Genomic DNA, 19,590 nt, shown 5'->3' with positions numbered 1-19,590 from the left:
GTGTTGTGTGCCCGATGCTGCGTGTGCGGGGCGGGCCGGCCTTATTCCGCGGACTTGGCGGCCCGCACGAAGTCCTTGATCTTGGCCAGATCCTTGACGCCGCGGGCGGACTCGACGCCGGAGGAGACGTCGACGCCCCAGGCACCGGCCTCCGCCGCCGCCCGGGCCACGTTGGCGGGATCGAGGCCGCCAGCGAGGAGCCATGTCCGCCCGCCAAGAGCCTTCGCCCGGACGGAGCCGTAGTCCCAGGCCTCGCCGGAGCCGGGGACGGTGGCGTCGATCAGGAGCAGCTCCTCGCCCCAGTTGTCGAAGGCTTCCGGGGCGGCACCCATGGTGACGGCCCGGATCAGCTTCATCCCGGCGTCGTGCACCGTCCGGACGTCCGCCGGTGAGCGGTCGCCGTGGAGCTGGACCCAGGCCAGGCCCGCCTCACGGGCCGCGGCGACAGCGTCGGCCGCCGGTTCGTGCCGGAACACCCCCACCGCCGGCAGCCCGGGCGGGACGTGGGTGAGCAGGCCCCTGACCTGATCCGGGGTGACCTCCCGGGGGCTGCGGGTCAGGACGAAGCCGACCGCGTCCGCGCCGGCCTCGGTAGCGGTGCGGACCGACTCCGGGGTGCTCAGACCGCACACTTTGACAAACATTAGGGCTCCTTTTGCACGCTTCCTGCCTCTGACGGTAGCAAGACCGGACGGCGAGCGCCGACTTTGCGTCAGCGCACGCAGCCGGAGTGGGCCGGGGCGGCCGATAGGCTGGAGCCATGGAGATCATCCGTTATGCCGAGCTCAAAGCCCACCCCTGGCGCAACGGCGGCGGGGTGACCCGCGAACTGGCACGCCAGCCCCGGACCGCGTCCGCGCGAACCGCCCTGCAAAACACAGCGGATGACAGCGGATGGGACTGGCGGGTCAGCATTGCCGAGGTCTCCAAAGCCGGGGCATTCTCGGCCTTCGCCGGGATGGACCGCGTGCTGACCGTCATTGACGGCGAATTGTTGCTCCTGAGCGTGGATGGTGCCGAGCACCCGCTCGAGAAGTACCGCCCGTTCCGGTTCTCTGGCGACGCGGATTCTGCCGGGGCACTGCCCACCGGCGACATCCGGGATTTGAACGTCATCACCCGCAACGGCGCTTTCAAGGGCTACACCTCCATCATCGAGCTGTCCAAGAAGCGCGCCCATCCGGTGTTCGCCGGCCAGTTCGGGATCCTCCTGCAGGGCCAGGCGACCGTCAGCCCCGGGACCGCGGGCGGCCTCGTGCCCGATGCGGGCGCTCCCGGGACGGAGACGGTGCCCGTCGAGCTGAACCGTTATGACGCCGTCGTCGGCTCCGATACCGCGACGCCGGAAATCCTGGGCCGCGGCTTCCTGGCGGTCGTCTCCATCGACGCGACGGTCTAACGAGGAAGGGACAAGCCTTAGTCCGCTTTCACGCGGGCCCCGCTGACGCCTACCGAGTCCCCCGAGAGCCGCTGCGCGAGCCAGATGGGAACGATCGAGACCACGATCAGCACGACGGCCACGACGTTGACGACGGGCGCCTGATTCGGGCGGAAGAGGTTCTGCAGGATCCAGATCGGCAACGTGGTCTCGCCGGCCCCGATCGTGAACGTGGTGACGATGATCTCGTCGAAGCTCAGCGCGAAGGCCAGCAGACCGCCGGCCAGCAGGGCCGAACGCAATTGGGGGAATGTCACCAGGCCGAACGTGGTGAAGACGCCGGCGCCAAGGTCGGCGGAGGCTTCCTCCAGGCCGGCGCTCGTTCGCCGGAGCCGCGCAATGACGTTGTTGAACACGGTCACCATGCAGAACGTCGCGTGGGCGATCACCACCGTCCACAGGCTCAGCGGCACGCCCAGGATGGTGGTGAACATGTTGTTCAAGGCAATGCCCGTGACCACACCGGGCAGCGCAATCGGCAGGATCACCAGGAGGCTGATGATGTCGCGGCCGAAGAATTTGTAACGCTGCAATGACATCGCCAGCAGGGTCCCCAGCACCAGCGAGATGATGGTTGCCACCACCGCCACCCACACGGAGGACACGACGGCATCCCTGACGCCGGGCGAGTCAAAAGCCTTGCCCCACCACTCCAGGGTGAAGCCCTTCGGCGGCCAGCCGAACGTCCGGTCCGCGTTGAACGAGTTCACCACCACCAGCATCAGCGGGGTGTAGATGAACAACAGCACCAGCCCGGAAACGATGCCCAGGACCACCTTGGCGCTACGGGAAAGTCTCATGATGCTCCTCGCGCTACAGGTTGTTCAGGGCGCCGGTGCGGCGGACGATGAAGAGGTAGAACATGATGATGGCGATCGGAACCAGCGACACCGCGGCGGCAAACGGGAGGTTGTTCGCGGCGCCGACGTTCGCGTACACCACGGTGCCGAGCATCTGGGTGGTTCCTCCGACGATCTGCGCGGTGATGTAATCCCCCAGCGACAGGGAAAACGTGAAGATCGTGCCCGCGATGATGGAGGGCACCAGCAGCGGAAGCATCACAAGGCGCATGGTGGTCAGCGGCTTCGCGCCCAGGTCTCCGGAGGCTTCCAGCAGGGAGTCGGACACCCGGTCAAAGCCCGCGTAGATCGGCAGGATCATGTACGGCAGCCAGATGTAGGACAAAGTCACGATGACGGCGGTCTCGCCGTAGCCCGGAGACGACAGGCCGATCGGAGCCCCCAGCCACTCCAGCAGCCCGCCCTCGGCCAGGACATTCCGCCAGGCGTAGGCCTTGACGAGGTAGCTGGCCCACAAGGGCATCAGCACGGCCACCACGAGCAGTTTCTCCCAGCGGGCGCTGGCCACCTTGGCGATGAAGAACGCGATGGGCAACGCAAGGATCATGTCGATCACGGTGACCGCCACGGCGATCCACAAGGTCCGCAGGGTGATCCGCTGATACACCGGATCGGTCAGGACCGTGACGATGTTCTCGGTGGTCCAGACGGTAGACACCTCTCCGGTAAAGGTGTCCACCGTCCAGAACGCGGTGATCAGCAGCGCCGCCAGGGCGGCGATGTAGACCAGCACCAGCCACCCTGCCGGGGCTGTGAGCAGCGCGGCCAGCCTCAGCCGGGGTGAGCGGTGAAGCAGCGCCGAGAACGCGTGGGCCTTCGCCCGCGGTACAGCCCCGGCGTCACGGGGTGCGCCGGGCGGACGCTGTTGCATCTGTTGTGCCATCTCGCCTTAGTTTCTGCCGGCCGTCGGGGCCGGCTGTTCTTTTCCGGATGCGGTGCGGTCCGTTGCCGGAGTCAGCCCTTGATTTCCGTCCAGGACTTGGTCCATTCCGAATAGTCGGTGCACTTGACGTCCTTGCGGCCATCGAGGCATTCGGCGACCGGAGTGGTCCAGTACCAGATCTTTTCGGCATAGGCTGCATCACCGGAGTGGTAGGTCTCGCAATGCTTGGGATCCTTGGTCTGTTCGCAGGCCTTCGCGTTGGCAGGAGATTCACCAAAGTACTCCGCCACCTGGGCGTTCACTTTGGGACTGGCGATGTAGTCCAGCCACTTGTAGGCGCAGTTGGGATTCTTGGTCTTGGACCCGATCATCCAGGTGTCCGACCAACCGGTGGCACCCTCAGACGGAAGGAGGGTCGCAACCTTGGCGCCGCCTGCGACCGCGATGTTCTCCCCCACCTGCCAGGTGGTGCCGACCACGGTGCTCCCTGATGTGAAGGCCTGGACCTCCTTGACCACATCGCTCCAGTACTCGCCGATGTGCGTGCGCTGCTGCTTGAGCAGATCGACGGCGGCGGCCAGCTGGTCCTTGTCGAGGGCGTAGGGGTTCTTGATGCCCAGCTCCGGCTTATGCGCCATGAGGTAGACGGCGGCATCGGCGATGTATATGGGCGAATCGTAGGCCGTGACCTTGCCGGTGTTCTTGGCGGCATCGTCAAACACCGCGCTCCAGGAGGTGGGCGCCGGAGTGACCTTGTCCGTGGAGTACATCAGCAGGTTGGCGCCCCAGCCGTGGGGCATTCCGTAGTTCACACCGTTGACGGTGTTCCAGGCTTTGTCCTTCAGGAACGGATAGATGTCCGGGTAGTTTTTCAGCAGGCTCATGTTGACCGGCTGCACATCCTGGCCGGCGACCAGGCGCAGCGAGGCGTCGCCGGAGGCCGAGATGACGTCGTACTGCCCGGTACGCATGAGCGTCACGGCCTCGTCCGAGGTTCCGAAGGGCTTGAAGCTGACCTTGCACTGGGTCTCTTGTTCGAACGGATGCACCCAGTCCACCGCCGGGTCGTTGCTGCCGTCCTCGACGTACCCGGGCCATCCGAGGATGGACAGCTGGCCTTCACCGGTGCCGATCTCGGTCTTGGTCGGCTGTGCCGACGGGGAGGAACCCGATCCGCCGCTGGTTCCGCAGCCGGACAGCGCGAGCGCTGCCGCCGCTACCACCCCGACCACGAGGGAGGCCTTAGTTCTTGGTGCCATGATCCTTACCTTTCGATGGGGGTGAATCGATGTAGGGGTAAATCGCTGGGACTGAAAATCCGCGGGGTGGAAACGCCGCGCGGACGGCCGGGTGTCTGCCCGGCGCGGCCCGGTGTCAGGAGCCGTGCGCCGGCAGCCAGACGACGGCGTCGTCGTCCCAGCTGACGGTGACGGGCCGGTTCACCAGCTCGGCGTCGCTGCCGGGAAGCTTTTCCGGGACGAGCGCGACGACGGCGGGGCCGCCGTCGAGCTGCACGCGCACCTGAGTGGCGTGCCCGACGTACACGAACGACGTCACCGATCCGGACCGGGACGTGACGCCGGCCCGGCGCTCCGGTTCCCCGGCCCAGGCGACGCGCAGCCGCTCGGGCCGGATGCACAGCGGCTCGGCCCGGCCGTAGACGGACTGGGCCTGGCCGGCGTCGAAAATATTGGAGGTGCCGACGAAATTAGCCACGAAAATGTCGCCGGGGCGCTCATAGATTTCGTGTGCCGTACCGATCTGTTCGATGCTGCCGTTGTTGAACACCCCGATCCTGTCGCTCATCGTCAGGGCCTCCTCCTGGTCGTGGGTGACGAAGATGAAGGTGATGCCCAGCGAGCGCTGCAATTCCTTGAGTTCGACCTGCATCTGCTGCCGCAGCTTCAGGTCCAGGGCACCGAGCGGCTCGTCCAGCAGGAGGACCTTCGGCTCGACAACAAGCGCCCGGGCCAGGGCAACGCGCTGTCGCTGGCCGCCGGAGAGCTGGGCGGGTTTGCGGCCGACGAACTTCCCCAGCTGGACGCGATCCAGGGCCTCCCGGGCCCGCTCCCGGCGCTGGTTCCCGGGCATGCCGCGCACCCGCAGCCCGTAGGCGACGTTGTCCACGAGGGACATATGCGGGAACAGGGCATAGTCCTGAAAGACGGTGTTGACGTCCCGCTGGAAGGGCGCCTTCGCCGTGACATCCTTGCCCTCGAGTTCAATGGTGCCGGAGGTCGGCAGTTCGAAGCCGGCGATCAGCCGCAGCACCGTGGTCTTGCCGGAGCCGGACGGGCCGAGCATGGAGAAGAACTCCCCGTGGCGGATGTCCAGGTCCACGGCATTGACCGCGACGGTATCCCCGAAAACCTTGGTGAGCTTGCGCAGCCGGATCGCCGGAACCTCGTCGGTTGCGGTGGAGGTGCCAGCGGCCAGTGTTTCGGTCATATGGTGCGCCTTACTTCGTTGCCGGATCGTCCACGGGAAAGCCACGCAGCGGCATGTGATCCAGTCCACACTGGGCTGCTGGCCAAAATGCTATTACTTCATAGGTTTTATGTATAGACCCTCCGGCAAAGCCCGGATTAGGATGACATCAGCCCGGACGGCGCACGGCGGCACCGCTCCCGGAAGACGGTCTCGGACGCTGCACTTGGACGCTGCGTTCGGTTCCTGCACGGATGCCCCGGCCGGGGGCGGCCGCGGACCGCCGGAGGGAAGGGAGGCCCTGATGTTGTTGTCGCCGAAGGGCGCCTCCCGGAGCTTGGCGGCCGTGTTCACGCCGATCAAATCCCGCGGGCTCGTGGACGAAGTGTGCGCCCGGATCGAACAGGCGGTGGAGACAGGGCTGCTGACCAGCGGCCAACGGCTCCCGAACGAAACCGAACTTGCCGCGGCCCTGGGGGTGTCCGCCGTGACGGCACGGGAAGCGCTGTCCCAGCTGCGGGCCTCGGGAATCATCCGGACCGCGCGCGGCCGCAGCGGCGGGAGCTTCATCGCCGACAACGTGCTGCCCTCCCGGGAACGGGCCCTGGCCCAACTGCACGAGGTGAGCCGGCTGCAGATCAGAGACCTGGCACTGCACTACCAGGCGATCGCGGCGGCCTGCGCAGGTGTCGCGGCCCGGCGTTCCGACGCCGCCGACGTCGCCACGCTGCGCTCGTTCATCCCGGCGGCAGACGACGACTCCCTGAGCTGGCGCCTGGCGCTGTCCGAGTTCCTGTTGGAAGTCGCGGCGATTGCCCGCTCCGCGCGGCTGGCCCGCGAGCTGATCCGGCTGCAGGCCGATCTCGGCACCCTCACGCTGCTGCCCTGCGCGGACTCCGGCTACCGCGGGCGGACCACTTTGATCCTCGAGGACGTCGCGGCAGCCATCGAAGCCCACCAGCCGGCGGCTGCCGAAACCGGGGTCAAGGCCCTCATTGCCGCCACCACCGACTGGCTGCTGACCGAGCAGGCCAAACGCTATTGACTGCACCCCACTGAGCGCTTTCCCTAACCGCACCGGCACCCTCGAGCTAAGGCAGCAACCATGTCCGACACCACCTCCACCGCAGGTCCCTCCGCAGCAGGTCCCTCCGCCGCGCCAGCCGGGGCCGGGCCGGCCCAGGCGTCCGCCGAGCGGGCCGTCGCCGAGCTCGATTCCACCATCGCCGGCATCGAGCACCGGCTTGCGGCGTGGGCCGCCGATGCCGGGGCAGCCCTGGCCGCCATGTCCGGCAAGGTTACGGGCACCGCCGTGGACAAACTCATCCGGCCGGTGGTCGAGGACCTGGTGCAACTGCCCGACGGCTACGCGGCGGGCGCGGGGTTCATTGCCAACGCCGGGCTGCTCGGCCCGGAGCGCAGCTACATCGCGTGGTGGCAGGGCCCGGACCTGGAACCCGTGGACGCCCTGGCGAACTTCAGCCCCAACTCCATCAGCCGCTACGTCAAGGCTGAATGGTTCCGGATCCCGGTGGAAACAGGCCAGGCTCATGTCACCGGGCCCTACGTGGATTTCCTGTGCAGCGACGAGTACGTCCTGACCTTCACGCACCCAGTGTTCACCCATCCGGACGGGCCGGTCGCAGGAATCGTGGGCATTGACGTCACGGTTCAGCGCCTTGAACGCGGGGCCATGCCGGCCCTGCGTCGCATCGGAGACCGGGCCACCCTGGTCAACGCCGACGGCCGGGCCGTGGCCTCAGCGGCGTCCGACATCGACGCCGGAGACCTCACCGCGCCGGACGAGCCGTGCAGGCACTACCCTGTGGGGCGCACGTTCACGGTCTGGAGCGACGCCACCGGACTGTGACAACGGACTGTGACGCCGGGCTCATCCGCGGGCTCCGACGCCGGGCCGTGACGCCGAAGTTGCTAAACTTGGATTCCAAGGCCCCCTTTTTCCGGGCCTCCGGACGACGGTTCAGTACCCGGCACGCGACAAGACTGGCCACAGGAGCTGTCATGTCGTGGCTAATACTCATCCTTTCCGGGGCCCTGGAGGCCGTCTGGGCCGCCGCCCTGCACCGCACCTCGCAGGCCAAGGGCCGCCGCCGACTGGTCCCGGCCCTCATCTTCCTCGTCTCCGTCCTCGCCAGCACCGGCGGCCTCGCCGTCGCCCTGCAGTCCATCCCGACCGGCACCGGCTACGCCGTCTGGGTGGGGGTAGGCGTCGTTCTGACCTCCGCGTACGCCATCATCACCAAGGTTGAACGCCCGACGGCGGCCCGCCTCCTGCTGCTCGGCGGGATTGCCGCGAGCGTCGTCGGCCTGAAGCTGGTGGCGTGAGGATGGGCACGAAAAGGACACCGGGATCACCAGCCGCATGGCTGATCCTGCTCGCTTCCGCCGTGCTGGAGGCGGTCTGGGCCACGGCCCTGGGACTGTCCGACGGACTCAGCCGGCCGTTGCCCACCCTCGTGTTCGCGCTGACGGCCACGCTCAGCATGGTGGGGCTCGGCACGGCCGTGAAGCGCATCCCGCTCGGCACCGCCTACGCGGTCTGGGTGGGGATCGGCGCGGCGCTGACGGTCGGCTGGGCGATGGCCACCGGCGTCGAACCGGCCAGTCCGCTCAAGCTGGTATTCATCGCCGGGATTGTCGGCTGCGCAGCGGGACTGAAACTGCTGCCGGCCGGGGACGCGGCAGCTCCGGAGGCTGAGCTGTCACCGTCCCCAGCGGAATCTCCCCACGTTTGAGGCAGGACGACGGCGCGCCCCCGGGACGCGCCGTCGGACTGGCCCCGCAAGCGTCAAAGGTGGGGAAGATCCTCCGGCACGGCCCGGAATAGCCGCGCGCACTCAGGGGTTCTTGGCAAGGACGGAACCACTCACAGTGCGAATGGAGACCCAGATGACGGCAACACAAGTCCAGCTCGGCGACGGCCTCACGGTCAGCCCCCTGGGGTTCGGCGGCATGGCCCTGACCCCTGTCTACGGGGACGTTGACCCGGCCGAGGCCCTGAAGACCCTGCACCACGCCCTCGACGCCGGCGTCACGTTCCTGGACACGGCGGACATCTACGGGGGCGGCAGCAACGAGGAGCTGATCGGGCGGCTGCTCAAGGAGCGGCGGGACGACGTCCAGCTGGCCACCAAATTCGGCCTGGTCGGGACCCCGTCGGCCGGCTACACGGATATTCGCGGCGATGCGGCCTACGTGAAACAGGCGGTGGATCGCAGCCTGCAGCGGCTCGGTACCGACACCATCGACCTGTACTACATGCACCGCCGTGACCTCCGCGTTCCGATTGTGGAAACCGTGGAGGCCATGGCGGAGCTTGTGCAGGCCGGCAAGGTGCGGCATCTGGGCCTGTCCGAAGTGACGGCCGAGGAGCTGCGTGAAGCCAGCAGCGTCCACCCGATCGCCGCTGTCCAGAGCGAGTGGTCCATCTGGAGCCGCGATGTGGAACGCAACGTTGTTCCTGCCGCGGCCGGGCTCGGGGTGGGCTTCGTGCCCTACTCGCCGCTGGGCCGGGGATTCCTCACCGGCACCCTGGACGCCTCGACGCTGGGCAGCAACGACTTCCGCCGCAACATCCCCCGCTTCGCCCAGGACGCTGCCGCGGCAAACCAGGACGTGGTGGACGCAGTACGGGCCGTCGCCGCTGAGCTCTCCGTGTCCGGGAAACCGGCAACGCCGGCCCAGGTGGCGCTGGCCTGGCTCCTGGCCCAGGGCCGAAAGCTCGGGCTTCCGGTGGTCCCCATCCCCGGCACGCGCAAGGCGGACCGGATCGACGAGAACCTCGGCGCCTTGTCGCTGGACCTGACGCCAGCGCAACTGGAGACGCTGGACGCCGCCGCGGACGCCGTCGTCGGTTCCCGTTCCGCAGACCCCAACTGGGTGTCCCAGGGCCGGGAATAGCGCGTCCTAGACTGAAGCCCATGGACTCACTCATTCACTCGCTACGTGACATCACCATCCGCCGGATTTCGGTCAGCGAGATGGACAACAACGTGTATCTGCTCACGGCCAAGGCGTCCGGCGCGCAACTCCTGATCGATGCGGCCGATGATCTGGCCGCCATCCAGGGGTTGCTCGCGGACGCCGCCGCGGATACATCCGCGACGCCGAAGCTGGAGCTGATTGCCACCACCCACCAGCACTGGGACCACGTCCGTGCCCTGCCGGGACTGGCGGAAGCAACCGGGGCGAAGACGGCGGCCGGGACGGAGGACGCCCCCGAACTGCCGGTGAAGGTCGATGTGCTGCTGGACCACGGCGACGTCGGCAACTTCGACGTGACCGCGGTCCATCTGCGGGGTCATACGCCAGGCTCGGTGGCCCTGGTCTACCAGGACCCGGACGGCCCAGCTCATATTTTCTCTGGAGACTCGCTGTTTCCCGGCGGCGTGGGCAACACCCAGAAGGATCCGGAGCGGTTTACCCAGCTGATCACCGATGTGAGTGAGCGGCTGTTCGACGTGTATCCGGATGACACCGTGGTGCACCCGGGCCACGGGAAGCCGACCACACTGGGTGCGGAACGCCCGCACCTGGAAGAGTGGCGCGCCCGCGGCTGGTAGCTGGCGCTAGGCTTCGTGAGTTGCGCTGCGCATAATGCCGGTCGCTGCGGGAATACCCGTAGCGACCGGCATTTTGCGTATCGCCAGCTACTTTATGTAGCGAAAACCCGAACCCTAGCGGCTGCGGCGTTCGTTCGACGCCGGGGCCGACGCGCGGCGGGGGCCGCCGCTGCGTGCCGGACGGCCTTCGCTGGAGCGGCCGTTGCCGCCGCCTGCGTAGGATCCGCCGGAGGTTCCGCCGGTGTTGGAGGACCAGACCGCCGAGTTTGCGCCGGACTTGGCACCGGCAGCGGCACGCTGGCCCGTTGCCGGACGTCCGCTGCGCTGGCCGCCAGCCGAAGCCCCCGTGCGGGGAGCGCCACCCGTGCGGGGAGCGCCGCCGGTCCGGGGAGCACCGCTGCGGGGAGCCGAAGCGCCCCGGGCGTCGCTGCGTCCTTCTGCGGCGCGTCCGTCCGAACCGCGGCCTGCAGCGGCACGTCCGCCGGCGGCCGGGACATCGTTGTGGTGCCCGTAAGCGGTCACGCGGCCACGGCCGCGCGCATTCCGGCGCTCGGCGCGCTCGGCGTCGGCGCGGTCCTGGTTCTTCTCCGCGACGCGCTCTGCGGCGTTCCGGGCAGCGGCCTGGCCTTCATAGGCGACGGCGCGGCGCTCGGCACGCGGCAGATCGGTGCGGGGAGCCTCGGCTCCGACGCGTCCGCGTCCGCCACGGCCGCCCCGGCCACCCGCAGTGGGTGCAGCCTGGGTGGTGCGACGGGCGCGCTTGCGCTCGGCGTTGGCGCCGGTCGAGGTGCCGCCGCCGTGCTGGGCGGCCTTGGCGGCCAGCAGTGCGGCACGGGTGCGCGGATCGATCTTGTCGGCCATCTCACCCACGAGCTCGGCCACCAGCGGCGAGTTGGCGGTAACGCGCTCGAAGTTAACCTCGACGCCGGCAGCCTTCATGAGCTTCTTGACGTCGGACTGCTGCTCCGGCAGGGTCAGCGTGACCACGGTGCCGTCGGAGCCCGCGCGGGCCGTACGGCCTGAACGGTGCAGGTACGCCTTGTGCTCCGTGGGCGGATCCACGTGGATGACGAGCTCGACGTCGTCGACGTGGACACCGCGGGCGGCGACGTCGGTGGCGACCAGGACGCGGACCTCGCCGGAGGCGAACTCGGCCAGGTTGCGGTCACGGGCGTTCTGCGAGAGGTTGCCGTGAAGGTCGACGGCGGGGATGCCGGCGTCGGTCAGGGTCTTGGCCAGCTTCCGGGCGTGGTGCTTGGTGCGCAGGAAGAGCACCCGGCGGCCGGCACCCGAGGCGAGCTCGACAATCAGCTGCTTCTTGACGGTCTGGTCGTTGACCACGAGCACGTGGTGTTCCATGGTGGTCACCGCGGCCTGTGATTCATCCACCGCGTGGGTCAGCGGGTTGGAGAGGTAACGCTGGACGATCTTGTCCACGCCGTTGTCCAGGGTGGCGGAGAACAGCAGGCGCTGGCCCTGGCTGGGGGTCATGTCCATGAGCTTCTTGACGACCGGCAGGAAGCCGAGGTCGGCCATGTGGTCGGCCTCGTCAAGGACGGTGATCTCGACGCCCTCGAGGGTCAAGATGCGCTGGCGGATCAAATCCTCCAGTCGGCCCGGGCAGGCGATGACGATGTCGACGCCGGCGCGGAGGGCCTTTTCCTGGCGGGCTTGGGAGATGCCGCCGTAGATCACGGTGGTGTTCAGGCCCATGGCCTTGGCCATCGGCTCGATGGTCGCGTTGATCTGGGTGGCCAGCTCGCGGGTCGGTGCGAGGACCAGGCCCATCGGGCGGCCTGGCTTGCGGAAGTGCTTGGCTTCGCGCTCTGCGAGTCGTGCCACGAGCGGGATGGCGAAGGCGATGGTCTTGCCGGAGCCGGTGCGGCCGCGGCCCAGGACGTCGCGTCCGGCCAGGGTGTCCGGGAGGGTCTTGACCTGGATGGGGAACGGTTCAACGATCCCCTGTGCGGTGAGGGTGTCAGCGAGGGCCTTGGGCGTGCCGAGGGCAGCAAAAGTAGTCATAAGTTCAGGGTCTTTCAGGCGGTATCCATGCGGATATCGGCCCCCGGCGCCGGTTGGCTCAGGGGTTCGCCGAAGAAAAGTCAGGTGGTCAACCGGGCTGCTGCCAAACTTCAGCTAGCGGCGGCCAGGACCAAATGGAACGCGTTCATCGACGCAGGATGTGCCTCTCACATGAAAAAACCCACTCCCTGCGGGCGGGCCCCGAAGGAATCCGGCAGGAGATCCGGTTGATGGACCGAAGCCGGTCAACCGAATATGAGTGGGCATCACTGCACATCAAGTTTCACCAGTCTAGCATCCGGCCGGGCCGGATCCCGTTTCCGTGACCTTGGTGCAGCTCCTAGCCGGCCAGGCTGGGCGCTTGGAACAGCGGCATGTGGGACGGCTGGGCGGGCGTGCGGGCGGCTGCCCGGGACGCCGCCTTGGCTGTGCCCGGGTCCGCTGCCCGCAGGATAACGAGTGCCTCGGCGTCGATCAGGCGACGCGTCCCCGTCCGGGAGTCCAGGATCCAGAACAGGTCCACGGCCGTGACCGTCTGCGTTACGGTGCCCCGGTGGAAGAGTTTGCCGTTGTGCCAGGCCTCGATCTCGTCCCCCACGTTCAGCTCACTTGAGCTGCGGATGTGCCGTGCTTCTTCAACGTCCATGATCAGTGCCTTCCCCAGCGGTCCAACGTCCTGTGCCCAGCATTCACGATGGAGGTTTCGGAATGGTTTCCGGAGCGTGATTTCCATGTGTCCGCAGGTCCGTCCGCCCTTGACCCGCGTCGTTGTTGACCGCGCTTCGGTCCCGGAGGAGCATGGTGGGCGGATGGGGTGGCGAGAGGAGACGGGCAACGATGCCGGGAATAGTTGCCGCTGGAACCTTTAGGGTCATCCAACTGGCCCTGCTTCCCTTGGGGGTGGCGGCCTACGTCGCGACCGTCCCCCGAATGCTCGCGTACAGCCGGCGCACCGGCGTCTCGGCCACCGTGTTCGCCTCCCTCTACACCCGCTGTATGCAGCACCGGCTGCAGACGAGGCCGGATGGCCCTGCGGACCGGCTCATGGCGGTGATGCCGAATGTGTCCCAGGAAGGGTTCCGGCTGGAGACGGCACCCACCCTGGTGGGCCACCTGCTGACGGGCTACGTTCCCAGGATCTACCGCTATCCCTACCGGGGGCGCGCGCCCATGCACCACCAGTCGACAGCGCGGACCAGTTACTACGACGCCGCCATCCAGCGGCATCTTGCCGGCGTGGACCAGCTCGTGGTCCTCGGGGCGGGATTCGACACCCGGGTGTTCAGACTGTCACCGGAGAACCGCGTGCGCTACTTTGAAATCGATATGCCCCGAACCCAGGCCCACAAAATCGCAATGCTCGAGAAGGCGGGCCTACCCACAAACCTGGCCACCTATGTGTCCGCCGATTTCGAGACCGAGGACTGGATGGAGAAGCTGGTGGCCGCGGGGTTTGACCCCGGCAGGCCCGCGTTCTTCCTCTGGGAGGCGGTGACCATGTACTTGGACCGGGCCTCCGTCGAAGCGACACTGCGCAGGATCGCCGGGACCGCCCCCGGTAGCGTCGTGGCTTTTGACTACTTCTCTCAGGAAATCGTCGCCTCGCGGTCGCCTTACATGCGGTACGCGCGGGCTGCGACGAATTTTGTCGGCGAGCCCCTGACCTTCGGCATCGACAACCCTCCCCCGGCCAGGAAGAGTGCCGCGGACTTTGTCGGGTCCTACGGGTTGGTCCTCGAGGAACACAGGAATTTCGGCCGGGAGACCCGACGGCGGTCCGCGCCGGCCGGGTTCGTCACCGCCGTCGTGCCTGCCGCCGTCGGGCACAGTCCGCAGGAAACCGTTGCGCCGGAGACCGGAGCGCCGGCAAACAGCCAATCGGAAAACGGCCTTCCTAACGCGGCCGCCCACCACGATGAGGGGAAACCATGACGGAACACAGCCACGAGCATCACGCCGATCCTGCGGAGCCGGTCAGCACCGCCCGGATGTGGGACGAAAAGTACAGCAGCCGCCCGCGGATGTGGAGCGGGCAACCGAATCCACAGCTGATCGCGGAGGTTGCGCATCTGAGTCCCGGCGAGGCCCTGGATTTGGGCTGCGGCGAGGGCGCGGACGCCATTTGGCTAGCGGCCCGCGGCTGGTCCGTGACCGCCCTGGACGTCTCGGCGGTCGCCCTTGAACGCGCGGCCGCCCACGCTCAGGAACGGGGCCAGTCGGCCAAGATCGAGTGGGTGCAGCAGGATCTGGCCACGTGGGTCCCGGACCGGTTGTTCGACCTCGTCACGGCCCAGTTCCTGCACTCCACCCAGATGCCGTGGCAGCAGGCGCTGCAGCTCGCCGCGGCCGCGGTACGTACCGGCGGCACCCTGCTGATCGTCGGCCACCACCCCGACGGCCTGCCGCCGTGGGGCGGGCACCACACGCCGGAGAAGTTCTTCACCGCCGAGGAGCTTGCACATGAGCTCCGGATCGAGGAGCCCCAATGGCGCCTGGAAGTCCTCGACAGCCGGCATCGCAGCGTCACCGGCCCCGAAGGCGAGGCGGCGTCCCTCACCGACGCCGTACTGCGCGCCACCCGGCTGGCCGCCCAATAGCGCGGCTTGCCCCCCAAACCTCATGTGATGCAGCTCACCCTGATTCGACCGTGAGGAAGTCCGCTCCGGACCCGTCTTACTTATGACGGCGCCACGGAGCGCCTTCCCCAACCGATCAGGAGTGATTGCATTGACGACCCAGACGCACACCCCGGCAGACGTCCACGGCCAGACCGGCCCGGCAGCCACCTCGAAGGCGCCCGGGCTGAACAACCCTGCCCAGAAGACCCCTGCACTGAAAAGCTCTGCGCTGGAGAGCTCTGCGCAGCCAGCCGGCCACGACGGCCGCGGCGCCACCACTGTGGCCGACGGCGTCGTGGCAAAGATCGCCGGCATCGCGATCCAGGAAATCGACGGAGTGCACGCCCTGGGCGGCGGAGCGGCCCGCGCGCTCGGAACCCTGCGCGAAAAGGTCGGCCAGAAGGACCTCACCCAGGGCGTCAGCGTGGAAGTCGGCCAGACCCAGGTCGCGGTGGACATCACCCTTGTGGTCGAATATCCGCACCCGCTCCAGCAAGTCGCGGACAACGCCCGCGACGCCGTCTACACGGCCATCGAGGACCTCGTCGGCATGGAGGTGACGGAGGTCAACATCACCATCACCGACATCCACGTGCCCTCCGATGACGAGGATGCCGAGGACGCCCGGACTGAGCCGAGGGTGGCTTGAGCCCCACGGCGGCCGGCGTGGCCATCGGAGCCGTCCTGGCCGCAGCGGCGCTGGCCTTCGGGTTCTGGGGCTTCCTGCTCACCGCGCTCTTCATGGGGGCAGGGGCCGTGCTGGGCCGCGCCGCCGAAGGCCGGCTGGACCTCGGCGGCGTAATGGACGCCTTGCGCGGCAAGCGCTCCTCCTCATGACGCGGGCGGGGCAGACACGCATCACCCCGGCAGCCCTGAAGCACACCGTCGAAACCATCGCCGCCAGCGCCTTCGGCGTTCCGAGATCCAACGTCGCGGCGGCGCTGGACGACGATTCGGGCCGGCTCGCCGCAACGGTCTCCGTGCAGCTGGCGCTCGCGCCGCTGCTGGGCCCCCAGGGGATGAGCCGCCAGGGGAAGGACGGCGGCACACTGTTCGACCGGTCCCGGGCGGCCCGGACAACCATCATCGCCCGCGGACTGGACCTCACCGGCAGGACGCTGGGCAGGGTGGACATCCGACTCAGCGGGGCCAAACAGTCCTCCGACACGGCCAGGGTGGACGCGCCGGGCGGCAGGAACCACCAGAGGAGGGTCACATGAACCAGGAACGATCCCTCCGGCGCCTGGTCCGCCGGGAAATCCACTCCTCCCGGGCCACAGCGTCAGTACTGACGGCGAGTGTTCTCGCTGTCGTCTTCCTCTGGCTTGCGCTCGAATCAGTGCTGGCGCTGCTCCGGGATAACCCGGTCCTCGCCAGCCCCGGCCAACTGGGGCACTGGCTCGCCGGCGTGCCGGACAAGACAATCCCTGCCGGGCTGGTTGCCGCCGGAGCCGGTCTGGCGGTCCTTGGCCTGGTGCTGCTCGCCGCCGCAACGGCGGGCGGCCGCCGGTCTCGGCATGCCTTCCACAGCGACCGGAGCGCCGTGGTGGTCGATGACGAGGTCATCGCATCTGCAGTGTCCCGGCGGGCGTGCCTCAGCGCGGGGCTCGCACCAGGGCAGGTCACCACCACGGTTAGCAAACGGGCCGTCCGGGTCCAGGTGCGTCCGACGTCGGGCGTTGCCGTGGACCGCGACGCGATCGGCACTGCGGTCCACGACGAACTCGCCGCGTACTCCCTGAACCGCCGGATCACCCCCACAATCCACGTCTCAAAGGAAGGAGCCCTGGGGCAATGAGTCAAACCAACAGGGCGCTGAACCGGATCATACTGGCACTGGCCGGGCTCGTGCTGCTCGCAGCCGGGGCGGCAACGGCTGCCGCCGGGATGATGCGTGGCGTTGCGGCCAGCTGGGCGGCCACGGGATCGTCCCTCATGGACCATGCCGGAAGTCTCCTCGACTCGGCACCGCTTCCGGGCCCGGCCCGCTCCTGGTGGGCCGTGGCGGGAGTCGCCGCGCTCATCCTGGCGGCCGGGCTGAGCATCGCCTGGCTGGCATCGCAGGGCGGCGGCCGGACACCCAGGGTCGGCCGGGAGGCCGACGGCGACCGCGGCACCACCGTGGTCGAAACGGGGCTCATCGCGGCGGCCGTCAAGCAAGCACTCGAGGGCAACCGCCTGGTACTCGGGACATCGGTCTCAGCCTGGGAATCCAGGGGCAAAACGGGGCTCCGGCTGCGGCTGCAGGCCCGGCAGGGAGCATCCCCCCGGGAGATCGCGGATACCGCAGAGGACCTGGTCCAGGGTATCGACGCGTTGCTGGGCCATCCGCTTCCGGTTCTGGTCCGAATCACCAGTGGCACCAGGACAAAGGTGGCTGGACCTGATCGCGCCCGCTAACCCGGGCGGACCTACGGCTCTACCGCGTCACCTAGTAATGACAGAAAAAGGAACATCATGGGAACCGACGACAAGGCCAACAACACGGTCATCCACCACATCGGTGCGGCCAAAGAAGGTGCCGGCAGGCTGACGGGCAACGAGGACCTCAAGCGCGAAGGCCAGCAGGAGCAGGCCCGCGCCAAGCTGCAGGAGGCCAGCGAACGTTTTAAGGACGCCGCCGCCGACATCGGAGAAAACCTCAAGGACGCCGCGCGGAAGCTCAAGGAAGGCTTCAGCAAGGAGTAGGGCCGGACTCCCCGCACGGAAGGCCCGTTATGGAAGCAGAGGAAAGCGACAGACTCGTGACTGGTTCACCCTCGGCGCCACATCAATTGGACCTCGTACCGGACGCATTCCTGGCCGGACGGGCCGCCGACGGCGACACGGCAGCCTTTGAGGCGCTGGCCCGCCGGCACGGCCCCCTCATGCGGGCCTGCGCCCGCCGCCTGACGGGCTCCCTCGCCGACGCCGACGACGTCGTGCAGGAATCGCTCATGCAGGCCTGGAAACAGCTCGATACCCTGCGCGACGGCGACGCAGTGAAGAGCTGGCTGCTGCGCATTACCGGCAGCCGCAGCATCGACCACCTGCGGAAGCGGAGAAACCATTCCAACCTCGGGGATTTGGACCATAGGGTAGAGGCCGGCGCGGGGACCGCTCACCAGGACCATCCGGAGAGCGCCGCCCTGAGCGGTTCCCGAATGGACGCCCTCAAGGCCGCCCTCGCCGCCCTGCCCGAGGAGCAGCGCCGCTGCTGGGTGCTGAAGCAGTTCAATGACCAGAGCTATGAGGAAATCGCGCAAACCCTGAACATCAGCACTGCCAGTGTCCGCGGCCGCCTTGCCCGGGCACGCATCACCCTGGCCCGCGAAATGGAGGACTGGCGATGAGCGCTCCCGGCGACATGCTCAGCTGCGGGCACAGCCTTGCAGACCTGAGCGAATACCTGGACACCGGACGGATCGGCGATCCGGGCCACCTTGCGGACTGTCCCGAATGCCAGTCCGGACTGGCATCCCTGCGAAGCCTCTCGGCTCTGGGCCATGAATTGCTCGACGCCGACACCGCCGCCGCCGGCAGCGGAAGCGATGACTGGATGAAGACGATCCTGGGCAACCTGCGCCTGGAACTGCGGCCGGGCCGGATCATTCCCCTGCGCTCCGACTCACCCGGGGACGTCCTCACCGAGACAGAGGGCTCAATTTCGGCGCTGATCCGCTCCGTGGCGGATTCGCTTCCCGGCACCGCCGCCGGAAAATGCCGCCTGTACGGGGACGTTACCCGGCCCGGGGCGCCCATCACCGTGGGCGTCGACCTCGCCGTCGTGTACGGGCATCCGCTGGAGGACCGCGCCGCCACCCTGCGCTGGAAGTTGGCCGCCGCCCTTGCCCGGCAGACCGAACTGAACATCACGGCGATCGACGTCACCATCACCGATGTCCTGGAGCCCCGAAAGCCGGAGCCCCTGAACCCCGAACCCCAGCATCCGGAGCAGCCCCCCGGGCCCGGCGCCCCGCCGACTCCACAGGAGGAGCCATGACCGAGCCCTTGCTTCCCGGGAACGGAACACCCGTGGCGCCACCCGCTGCAGCGCGCTCTTCCGGAGTGCTCGCTCCCGCAGCGTTCTCCGCGGCGTCGCTGCCGGCACAACTCCGTGAGATCATCCTGGCGGTCGACGGCGTGACGACGGTGTATCCGGCACGCCCGCTGTGGCAGACGATTGCCGGGGCGGCCCGGTCCGCCGTGGGCGGAGCAACACCGTCTCCGGTGGACGTCACCGAGGCCGGCACCGGCACAGCGATAACGACGGTCAAGGCGCGCATCGGAGTGAGCGGGGCGTACCCGGCGCCGGACGTGGCCCGGGCGGTGGCCGCCGCAGTGCGGCAGCATTTCAGCCCGCAGCCCGTGTCCGTCGAGGTCGCCATCGTCCACATCGGCGGCGACCAAATCGGCACCAACTAGGCTGCAGGCGCCGGCGGAGCCGCCTTCGCAGCGCAAAAAATGTGACAAAAGACAGCGGACGACAACTGAGGCTAAGATGTTCGACAGTTGTCGAAGGCGCCTGCGGATGGGTGAGTGGTGGAAGAGCGGCGCCGACGGCTGCGACGGACGGCCGCACCGGCGTCGCCTCTTCCCCCAAAGCCCCGGAAAGACGGGGGTTCCGGGCCCGTTCCGGCACCTCGCCGGACCTCCGTGCGGCGGGCATCAGCACGGCGTATCACCGACCGGCTGGTTCACCTACGCGGACTGCCGCGGCAACAGGGACCGCCAAATACCGGCCCTAATCTTGATCTACCCGCCAAAACTGTTACCTCCG

At 68.1% G+C, this 19,590-nt stretch carries 25 protein-coding genes and 1 riboswitch; of the genes, 18 read left to right on the top strand and 7 right to left on the bottom strand.

Annotated features, from left to right (window positions below; translation table 11 throughout):
• Positions 1-41 precede the first annotated feature (41 nt).
• Positions 42-644, bottom strand: a complete 603-nt coding sequence (locus ACVWYS_RS00750; protein ID WP_456508095.1) for a phosphoribosylanthranilate isomerase — start codon at positions 642-644, stop codon at positions 42-44.
• Between the two features lie 116 nt (positions 645-760).
• On the opposite strand from ACVWYS_RS00750, the gene ACVWYS_RS00745 reads away from it, so the two are divergent.
• A complete protein-coding gene (locus ACVWYS_RS00745; protein WP_456508094.1) occupies positions 761-1,399 on the top strand; it encodes a HutD/Ves family protein in 639 nt (212 codons plus the stop codon).
• 17 nt (positions 1,400-1,416) lie between these two features.
• On the opposite strand, the gene ACVWYS_RS00740 is transcribed toward ACVWYS_RS00745, so the two are convergent.
• From ACVWYS_RS00740 to ACVWYS_RS00725, 4 genes are all read right to left on the bottom strand, one after another.
• On the bottom strand, positions 1,417-2,238 hold the full coding sequence (locus ACVWYS_RS00740; protein WP_344365930.1) for an ABC transporter permease: 822 nt from the start codon (positions 2,236-2,238) through the stop codon (positions 1,417-1,419).
• A 13-nt stretch (positions 2,239-2,251) separates the two neighbouring features.
• Positions 2,252-3,181, bottom strand: coding sequence for an ABC transporter permease (locus tag ACVWYS_RS00735; RefSeq protein ID WP_456508093.1), 930 nt, complete (start codon positions 3,179-3,181; stop codon positions 2,252-2,254).
• A gap of 71 nt (positions 3,182-3,252) precedes the next feature.
• Positions 3,253-4,440, bottom strand: coding sequence for an ABC transporter substrate-binding protein (locus ACVWYS_RS00730; protein ID WP_456508092.1), 1,188 nt, complete (start codon positions 4,438-4,440; stop codon positions 3,253-3,255).
• Between the two features lie 115 nt (positions 4,441-4,555).
• Positions 4,556-5,629: an ABC transporter ATP-binding protein gene (locus ACVWYS_RS00725; protein ID WP_456508091.1), complete on the bottom strand. Its 1,074-nt coding sequence runs from the start codon at positions 5,627-5,629 to the stop codon at positions 4,556-4,558.
• 283 nt (positions 5,630-5,912) lie between these two features.
• Here ACVWYS_RS00725 and ACVWYS_RS00720 point away from each other — a divergent pair, with 283 nt between their 5' ends.
• The 6 genes from ACVWYS_RS00720 to ACVWYS_RS00695 all read left to right on the top strand — a co-directional run bounded on the left by ACVWYS_RS00720 (position 5,913) and on the right by ACVWYS_RS00695 (position 10,191).
• Positions 5,913-6,653 carry a FadR/GntR family transcriptional regulator gene (locus tag ACVWYS_RS00720; protein ID WP_116767232.1) on the top strand — a complete coding sequence of 247 codons (741 nt, stop codon included), beginning with the start codon at positions 5,913-5,915 and terminating at the stop codon, positions 6,651-6,653.
• Between the two features lie 60 nt (positions 6,654-6,713).
• Complete coding sequence (locus ACVWYS_RS00715; RefSeq protein WP_456508090.1) at positions 6,714-7,478, top strand: cache domain-containing protein; 765 nt, start codon at positions 6,714-6,716, stop codon at positions 7,476-7,478.
• 74 nt (positions 7,479-7,552) lie between these two features.
• Positions 7,553-7,621: riboswitch (guanidine-III (ykkC-III) riboswitch) on the top strand.
• A gap of 9 nt (positions 7,622-7,630) precedes the next feature.
• On the top strand, positions 7,631-7,954 hold the full coding sequence (locus ACVWYS_RS00710) for a DMT family transporter (protein ID WP_456508089.1): 324 nt from the start codon (positions 7,631-7,633) through the stop codon (positions 7,952-7,954).
• A 2-nt stretch (positions 7,955-7,956) separates the two neighbouring features.
• Positions 7,957-8,364 (top strand): DMT family transporter, encoded by a 408-nt coding sequence (locus ACVWYS_RS00705; protein WP_456509110.1) that lies wholly within the window; start codon positions 7,957-7,959, stop codon positions 8,362-8,364.
• 142 nt (positions 8,365-8,506) lie between these two features.
• On the top strand, positions 8,507-9,529 hold the full coding sequence (locus ACVWYS_RS00700) for an aldo/keto reductase (RefSeq protein WP_456508088.1): 1,023 nt from the start codon (positions 8,507-8,509) through the stop codon (positions 9,527-9,529).
• A 20-nt stretch (positions 9,530-9,549) separates the two neighbouring features.
• A complete protein-coding gene (locus ACVWYS_RS00695) occupies positions 9,550-10,191 on the top strand; it encodes an MBL fold metallo-hydrolase (RefSeq protein WP_456508087.1) in 642 nt (213 codons plus the stop codon).
• A 114-nt stretch (positions 10,192-10,305) separates the two neighbouring features.
• Here the strand turns inward: ACVWYS_RS00695 and ACVWYS_RS00690 are convergent, their stop codons facing one another.
• Both ACVWYS_RS00690 and ACVWYS_RS00685 read right to left on the bottom strand, forming a co-directional pair.
• Positions 10,306-12,213, bottom strand: a complete 1,908-nt coding sequence (locus ACVWYS_RS00690; protein WP_116767238.1) for a DEAD/DEAH box helicase — start codon at positions 12,211-12,213, stop codon at positions 10,306-10,308.
• Positions 12,214-12,553: 340 nt separating this feature from the next.
• Positions 12,554-12,859, bottom strand: a complete 306-nt coding sequence (locus ACVWYS_RS00685) for a hypothetical protein (RefSeq protein WP_202615858.1) — start codon at positions 12,857-12,859, stop codon at positions 12,554-12,556.
• Between the two features lie 191 nt (positions 12,860-13,050).
• Here ACVWYS_RS00685 and ACVWYS_RS00680 point away from each other — a divergent pair, with 191 nt between their 5' ends.
• The 11 genes from ACVWYS_RS00680 to ACVWYS_RS00630 all read left to right on the top strand — a co-directional run bounded on the left by ACVWYS_RS00680 (position 13,051) and on the right by ACVWYS_RS00630 (position 19,235).
• Positions 13,051-14,145 carry a class I SAM-dependent methyltransferase gene (locus ACVWYS_RS00680; protein WP_456508086.1) on the top strand — a complete coding sequence of 365 codons (1,095 nt, stop codon included), beginning with the start codon at positions 13,051-13,053 and terminating at the stop codon, positions 14,143-14,145.
• Positions 14,142-14,810 (top strand): SAM-dependent methyltransferase, encoded by a 669-nt coding sequence (locus ACVWYS_RS00675; protein WP_344365970.1) that lies wholly within the window; start codon positions 14,142-14,144, stop codon positions 14,808-14,810. The genes ACVWYS_RS00680 and ACVWYS_RS00675 overlap by 4 nt, the downstream gene beginning before the upstream one ends.
• A 235-nt stretch (positions 14,811-15,045) precedes the next feature.
• Positions 15,046-15,480, top strand: a complete 435-nt coding sequence (locus tag ACVWYS_RS00670) for an Asp23/Gls24 family envelope stress response protein (RefSeq protein ID WP_456509109.1) — start codon at positions 15,046-15,048, stop codon at positions 15,478-15,480.
• The gene (locus ACVWYS_RS00665; RefSeq protein ID WP_456508085.1) at positions 15,477-15,668 is read left to right on the top strand and encodes a DUF2273 domain-containing protein; all 192 of its coding nucleotides are present in this window, start codon (positions 15,477-15,479) and stop codon (positions 15,666-15,668) included. The genes ACVWYS_RS00670 and ACVWYS_RS00665 overlap by 4 nt, the downstream gene beginning before the upstream one ends.
• Complete coding sequence (locus ACVWYS_RS00660) at positions 15,665-16,051, top strand: hypothetical protein (protein ID WP_456508084.1); 387 nt, start codon at positions 15,665-15,667, stop codon at positions 16,049-16,051. The genes ACVWYS_RS00665 and ACVWYS_RS00660 overlap by 4 nt, the downstream gene beginning before the upstream one ends.
• Positions 16,048-16,629, top strand: a complete 582-nt coding sequence (locus ACVWYS_RS00655; RefSeq protein ID WP_456508083.1) for a hypothetical protein — start codon at positions 16,048-16,050, stop codon at positions 16,627-16,629. Before ACVWYS_RS00660 ends, ACVWYS_RS00655 begins: the two co-directional genes overlap by 4 nt.
• Entirely contained in the window at positions 16,626-17,231 is a 606-nt protein-coding gene (locus tag ACVWYS_RS00650) for a hypothetical protein (RefSeq protein ID WP_456508082.1), read from the top strand. Before ACVWYS_RS00655 ends, ACVWYS_RS00650 begins: the two co-directional genes overlap by 4 nt.
• Before the next feature lie 57 nt (positions 17,232-17,288).
• Positions 17,289-17,519 carry a CsbD family protein gene (locus ACVWYS_RS00645; RefSeq protein ID WP_116767244.1) on the top strand — a complete coding sequence of 77 codons (231 nt, stop codon included), beginning with the start codon at positions 17,289-17,291 and terminating at the stop codon, positions 17,517-17,519.
• Between the two features lie 56 nt (positions 17,520-17,575).
• On the top strand, positions 17,576-18,163 hold the full coding sequence (locus tag ACVWYS_RS00640; RefSeq protein ID WP_456508081.1) for an RNA polymerase sigma factor: 588 nt from the start codon (positions 17,576-17,578) through the stop codon (positions 18,161-18,163).
• The gene (locus tag ACVWYS_RS00635) at positions 18,160-18,813 is read left to right on the top strand and encodes an Asp23/Gls24 family envelope stress response protein (RefSeq protein WP_456508080.1); all 654 of its coding nucleotides are present in this window, start codon (positions 18,160-18,162) and stop codon (positions 18,811-18,813) included. The genes ACVWYS_RS00640 and ACVWYS_RS00635 overlap by 4 nt, the downstream gene beginning before the upstream one ends.
• Positions 18,810-19,235, top strand: a complete 426-nt coding sequence (locus tag ACVWYS_RS00630) for a hypothetical protein (RefSeq protein WP_456508079.1) — start codon at positions 18,810-18,812, stop codon at positions 19,233-19,235. Before ACVWYS_RS00635 ends, ACVWYS_RS00630 begins: the two co-directional genes overlap by 4 nt.
• The last annotated feature ends 355 nt before the right edge of the window (positions 19,236-19,590 follow it).

The sequence above is a fragment of the Arthrobacter sp. TE12231 genome (assembly GCF_054062895.1).
Note: the sequence above shows the minus strand (reverse complement) of the source record. Positions and strands in the feature narration are given on the sequence as shown.

Coding starts and splice junctions, on each gene's coding strand:
- ACVWYS_RS00750 (WP_456508095.1), bottom strand. CDS start 644: ATGTTTGTCAAAGTGTGCGGTCTGAGCACCCCGGAGTCGGTCCGCACC.
- ACVWYS_RS00745 (WP_456508094.1), top strand. CDS start 761: ATGGAGATCATCCGTTATGCCGAGCTCAAAGCCCACCCCTGGCGCAAC.
- ACVWYS_RS00740 (WP_344365930.1), bottom strand. CDS start 2,238: ATGAGACTTTCCCGTAGCGCCAAGGTGGTCCTGGGCATCGTTTCCGGG.
- ACVWYS_RS00735 (WP_456508093.1), bottom strand. CDS start 3,181: ATGGCACAACAGATGCAACAGCGTCCGCCCGGCGCACCCCGTGACGCC.
- ACVWYS_RS00730 (WP_456508092.1), bottom strand. CDS start 4,440: ATGGCACCAAGAACTAAGGCCTCCCTCGTGGTCGGGGTGGTAGCGGCG.
- ACVWYS_RS00725 (WP_456508091.1), bottom strand. CDS start 5,629: ATGACCGAAACACTGGCCGCTGGCACCTCCACCGCAACCGACGAGGTT.
- ACVWYS_RS00720 (WP_116767232.1), top strand. CDS start 5,913: ATGTTGTTGTCGCCGAAGGGCGCCTCCCGGAGCTTGGCGGCCGTGTTC.
- ACVWYS_RS00715 (WP_456508090.1), top strand. CDS start 6,714: ATGTCCGACACCACCTCCACCGCAGGTCCCTCCGCAGCAGGTCCCTCC.
- ACVWYS_RS00710 (WP_456508089.1), top strand. CDS start 7,631: ATGTCGTGGCTAATACTCATCCTTTCCGGGGCCCTGGAGGCCGTCTGG.
- ACVWYS_RS00705 (WP_456509110.1), top strand. CDS start 7,957: ATGGGCACGAAAAGGACACCGGGATCACCAGCCGCATGGCTGATCCTG.
- ACVWYS_RS00700 (WP_456508088.1), top strand. CDS start 8,507: ATGGAGACCCAGATGACGGCAACACAAGTCCAGCTCGGCGACGGCCTC.
- ACVWYS_RS00695 (WP_456508087.1), top strand. CDS start 9,550: ATGGACTCACTCATTCACTCGCTACGTGACATCACCATCCGCCGGATT.
- ACVWYS_RS00690 (WP_116767238.1), bottom strand. CDS start 12,213: ATGACTACTTTTGCTGCCCTCGGCACGCCCAAGGCCCTCGCTGACACC.
- ACVWYS_RS00685 (WP_202615858.1), bottom strand. CDS start 12,859: ATGGACGTTGAAGAAGCACGGCACATCCGCAGCTCAAGTGAGCTGAAC.
- ACVWYS_RS00680 (WP_456508086.1), top strand. CDS start 13,051: ATGCCGGGAATAGTTGCCGCTGGAACCTTTAGGGTCATCCAACTGGCC.
- ACVWYS_RS00675 (WP_344365970.1), top strand. CDS start 14,142: ATGACGGAACACAGCCACGAGCATCACGCCGATCCTGCGGAGCCGGTC.
- ACVWYS_RS00660 (WP_456508084.1), top strand. CDS start 15,665: ATGACGCGGGCGGGGCAGACACGCATCACCCCGGCAGCCCTGAAGCAC.
- ACVWYS_RS00655 (WP_456508083.1), top strand. CDS start 16,048: ATGAACCAGGAACGATCCCTCCGGCGCCTGGTCCGCCGGGAAATCCAC.
- ACVWYS_RS00650 (WP_456508082.1), top strand. CDS start 16,626: ATGAGTCAAACCAACAGGGCGCTGAACCGGATCATACTGGCACTGGCC.
- ACVWYS_RS00645 (WP_116767244.1), top strand. CDS start 17,289: ATGGGAACCGACGACAAGGCCAACAACACGGTCATCCACCACATCGGT.
- ACVWYS_RS00635 (WP_456508080.1), top strand. CDS start 18,160: ATGAGCGCTCCCGGCGACATGCTCAGCTGCGGGCACAGCCTTGCAGAC.
- ACVWYS_RS00630 (WP_456508079.1), top strand. CDS start 18,810: ATGACCGAGCCCTTGCTTCCCGGGAACGGAACACCCGTGGCGCCACCC.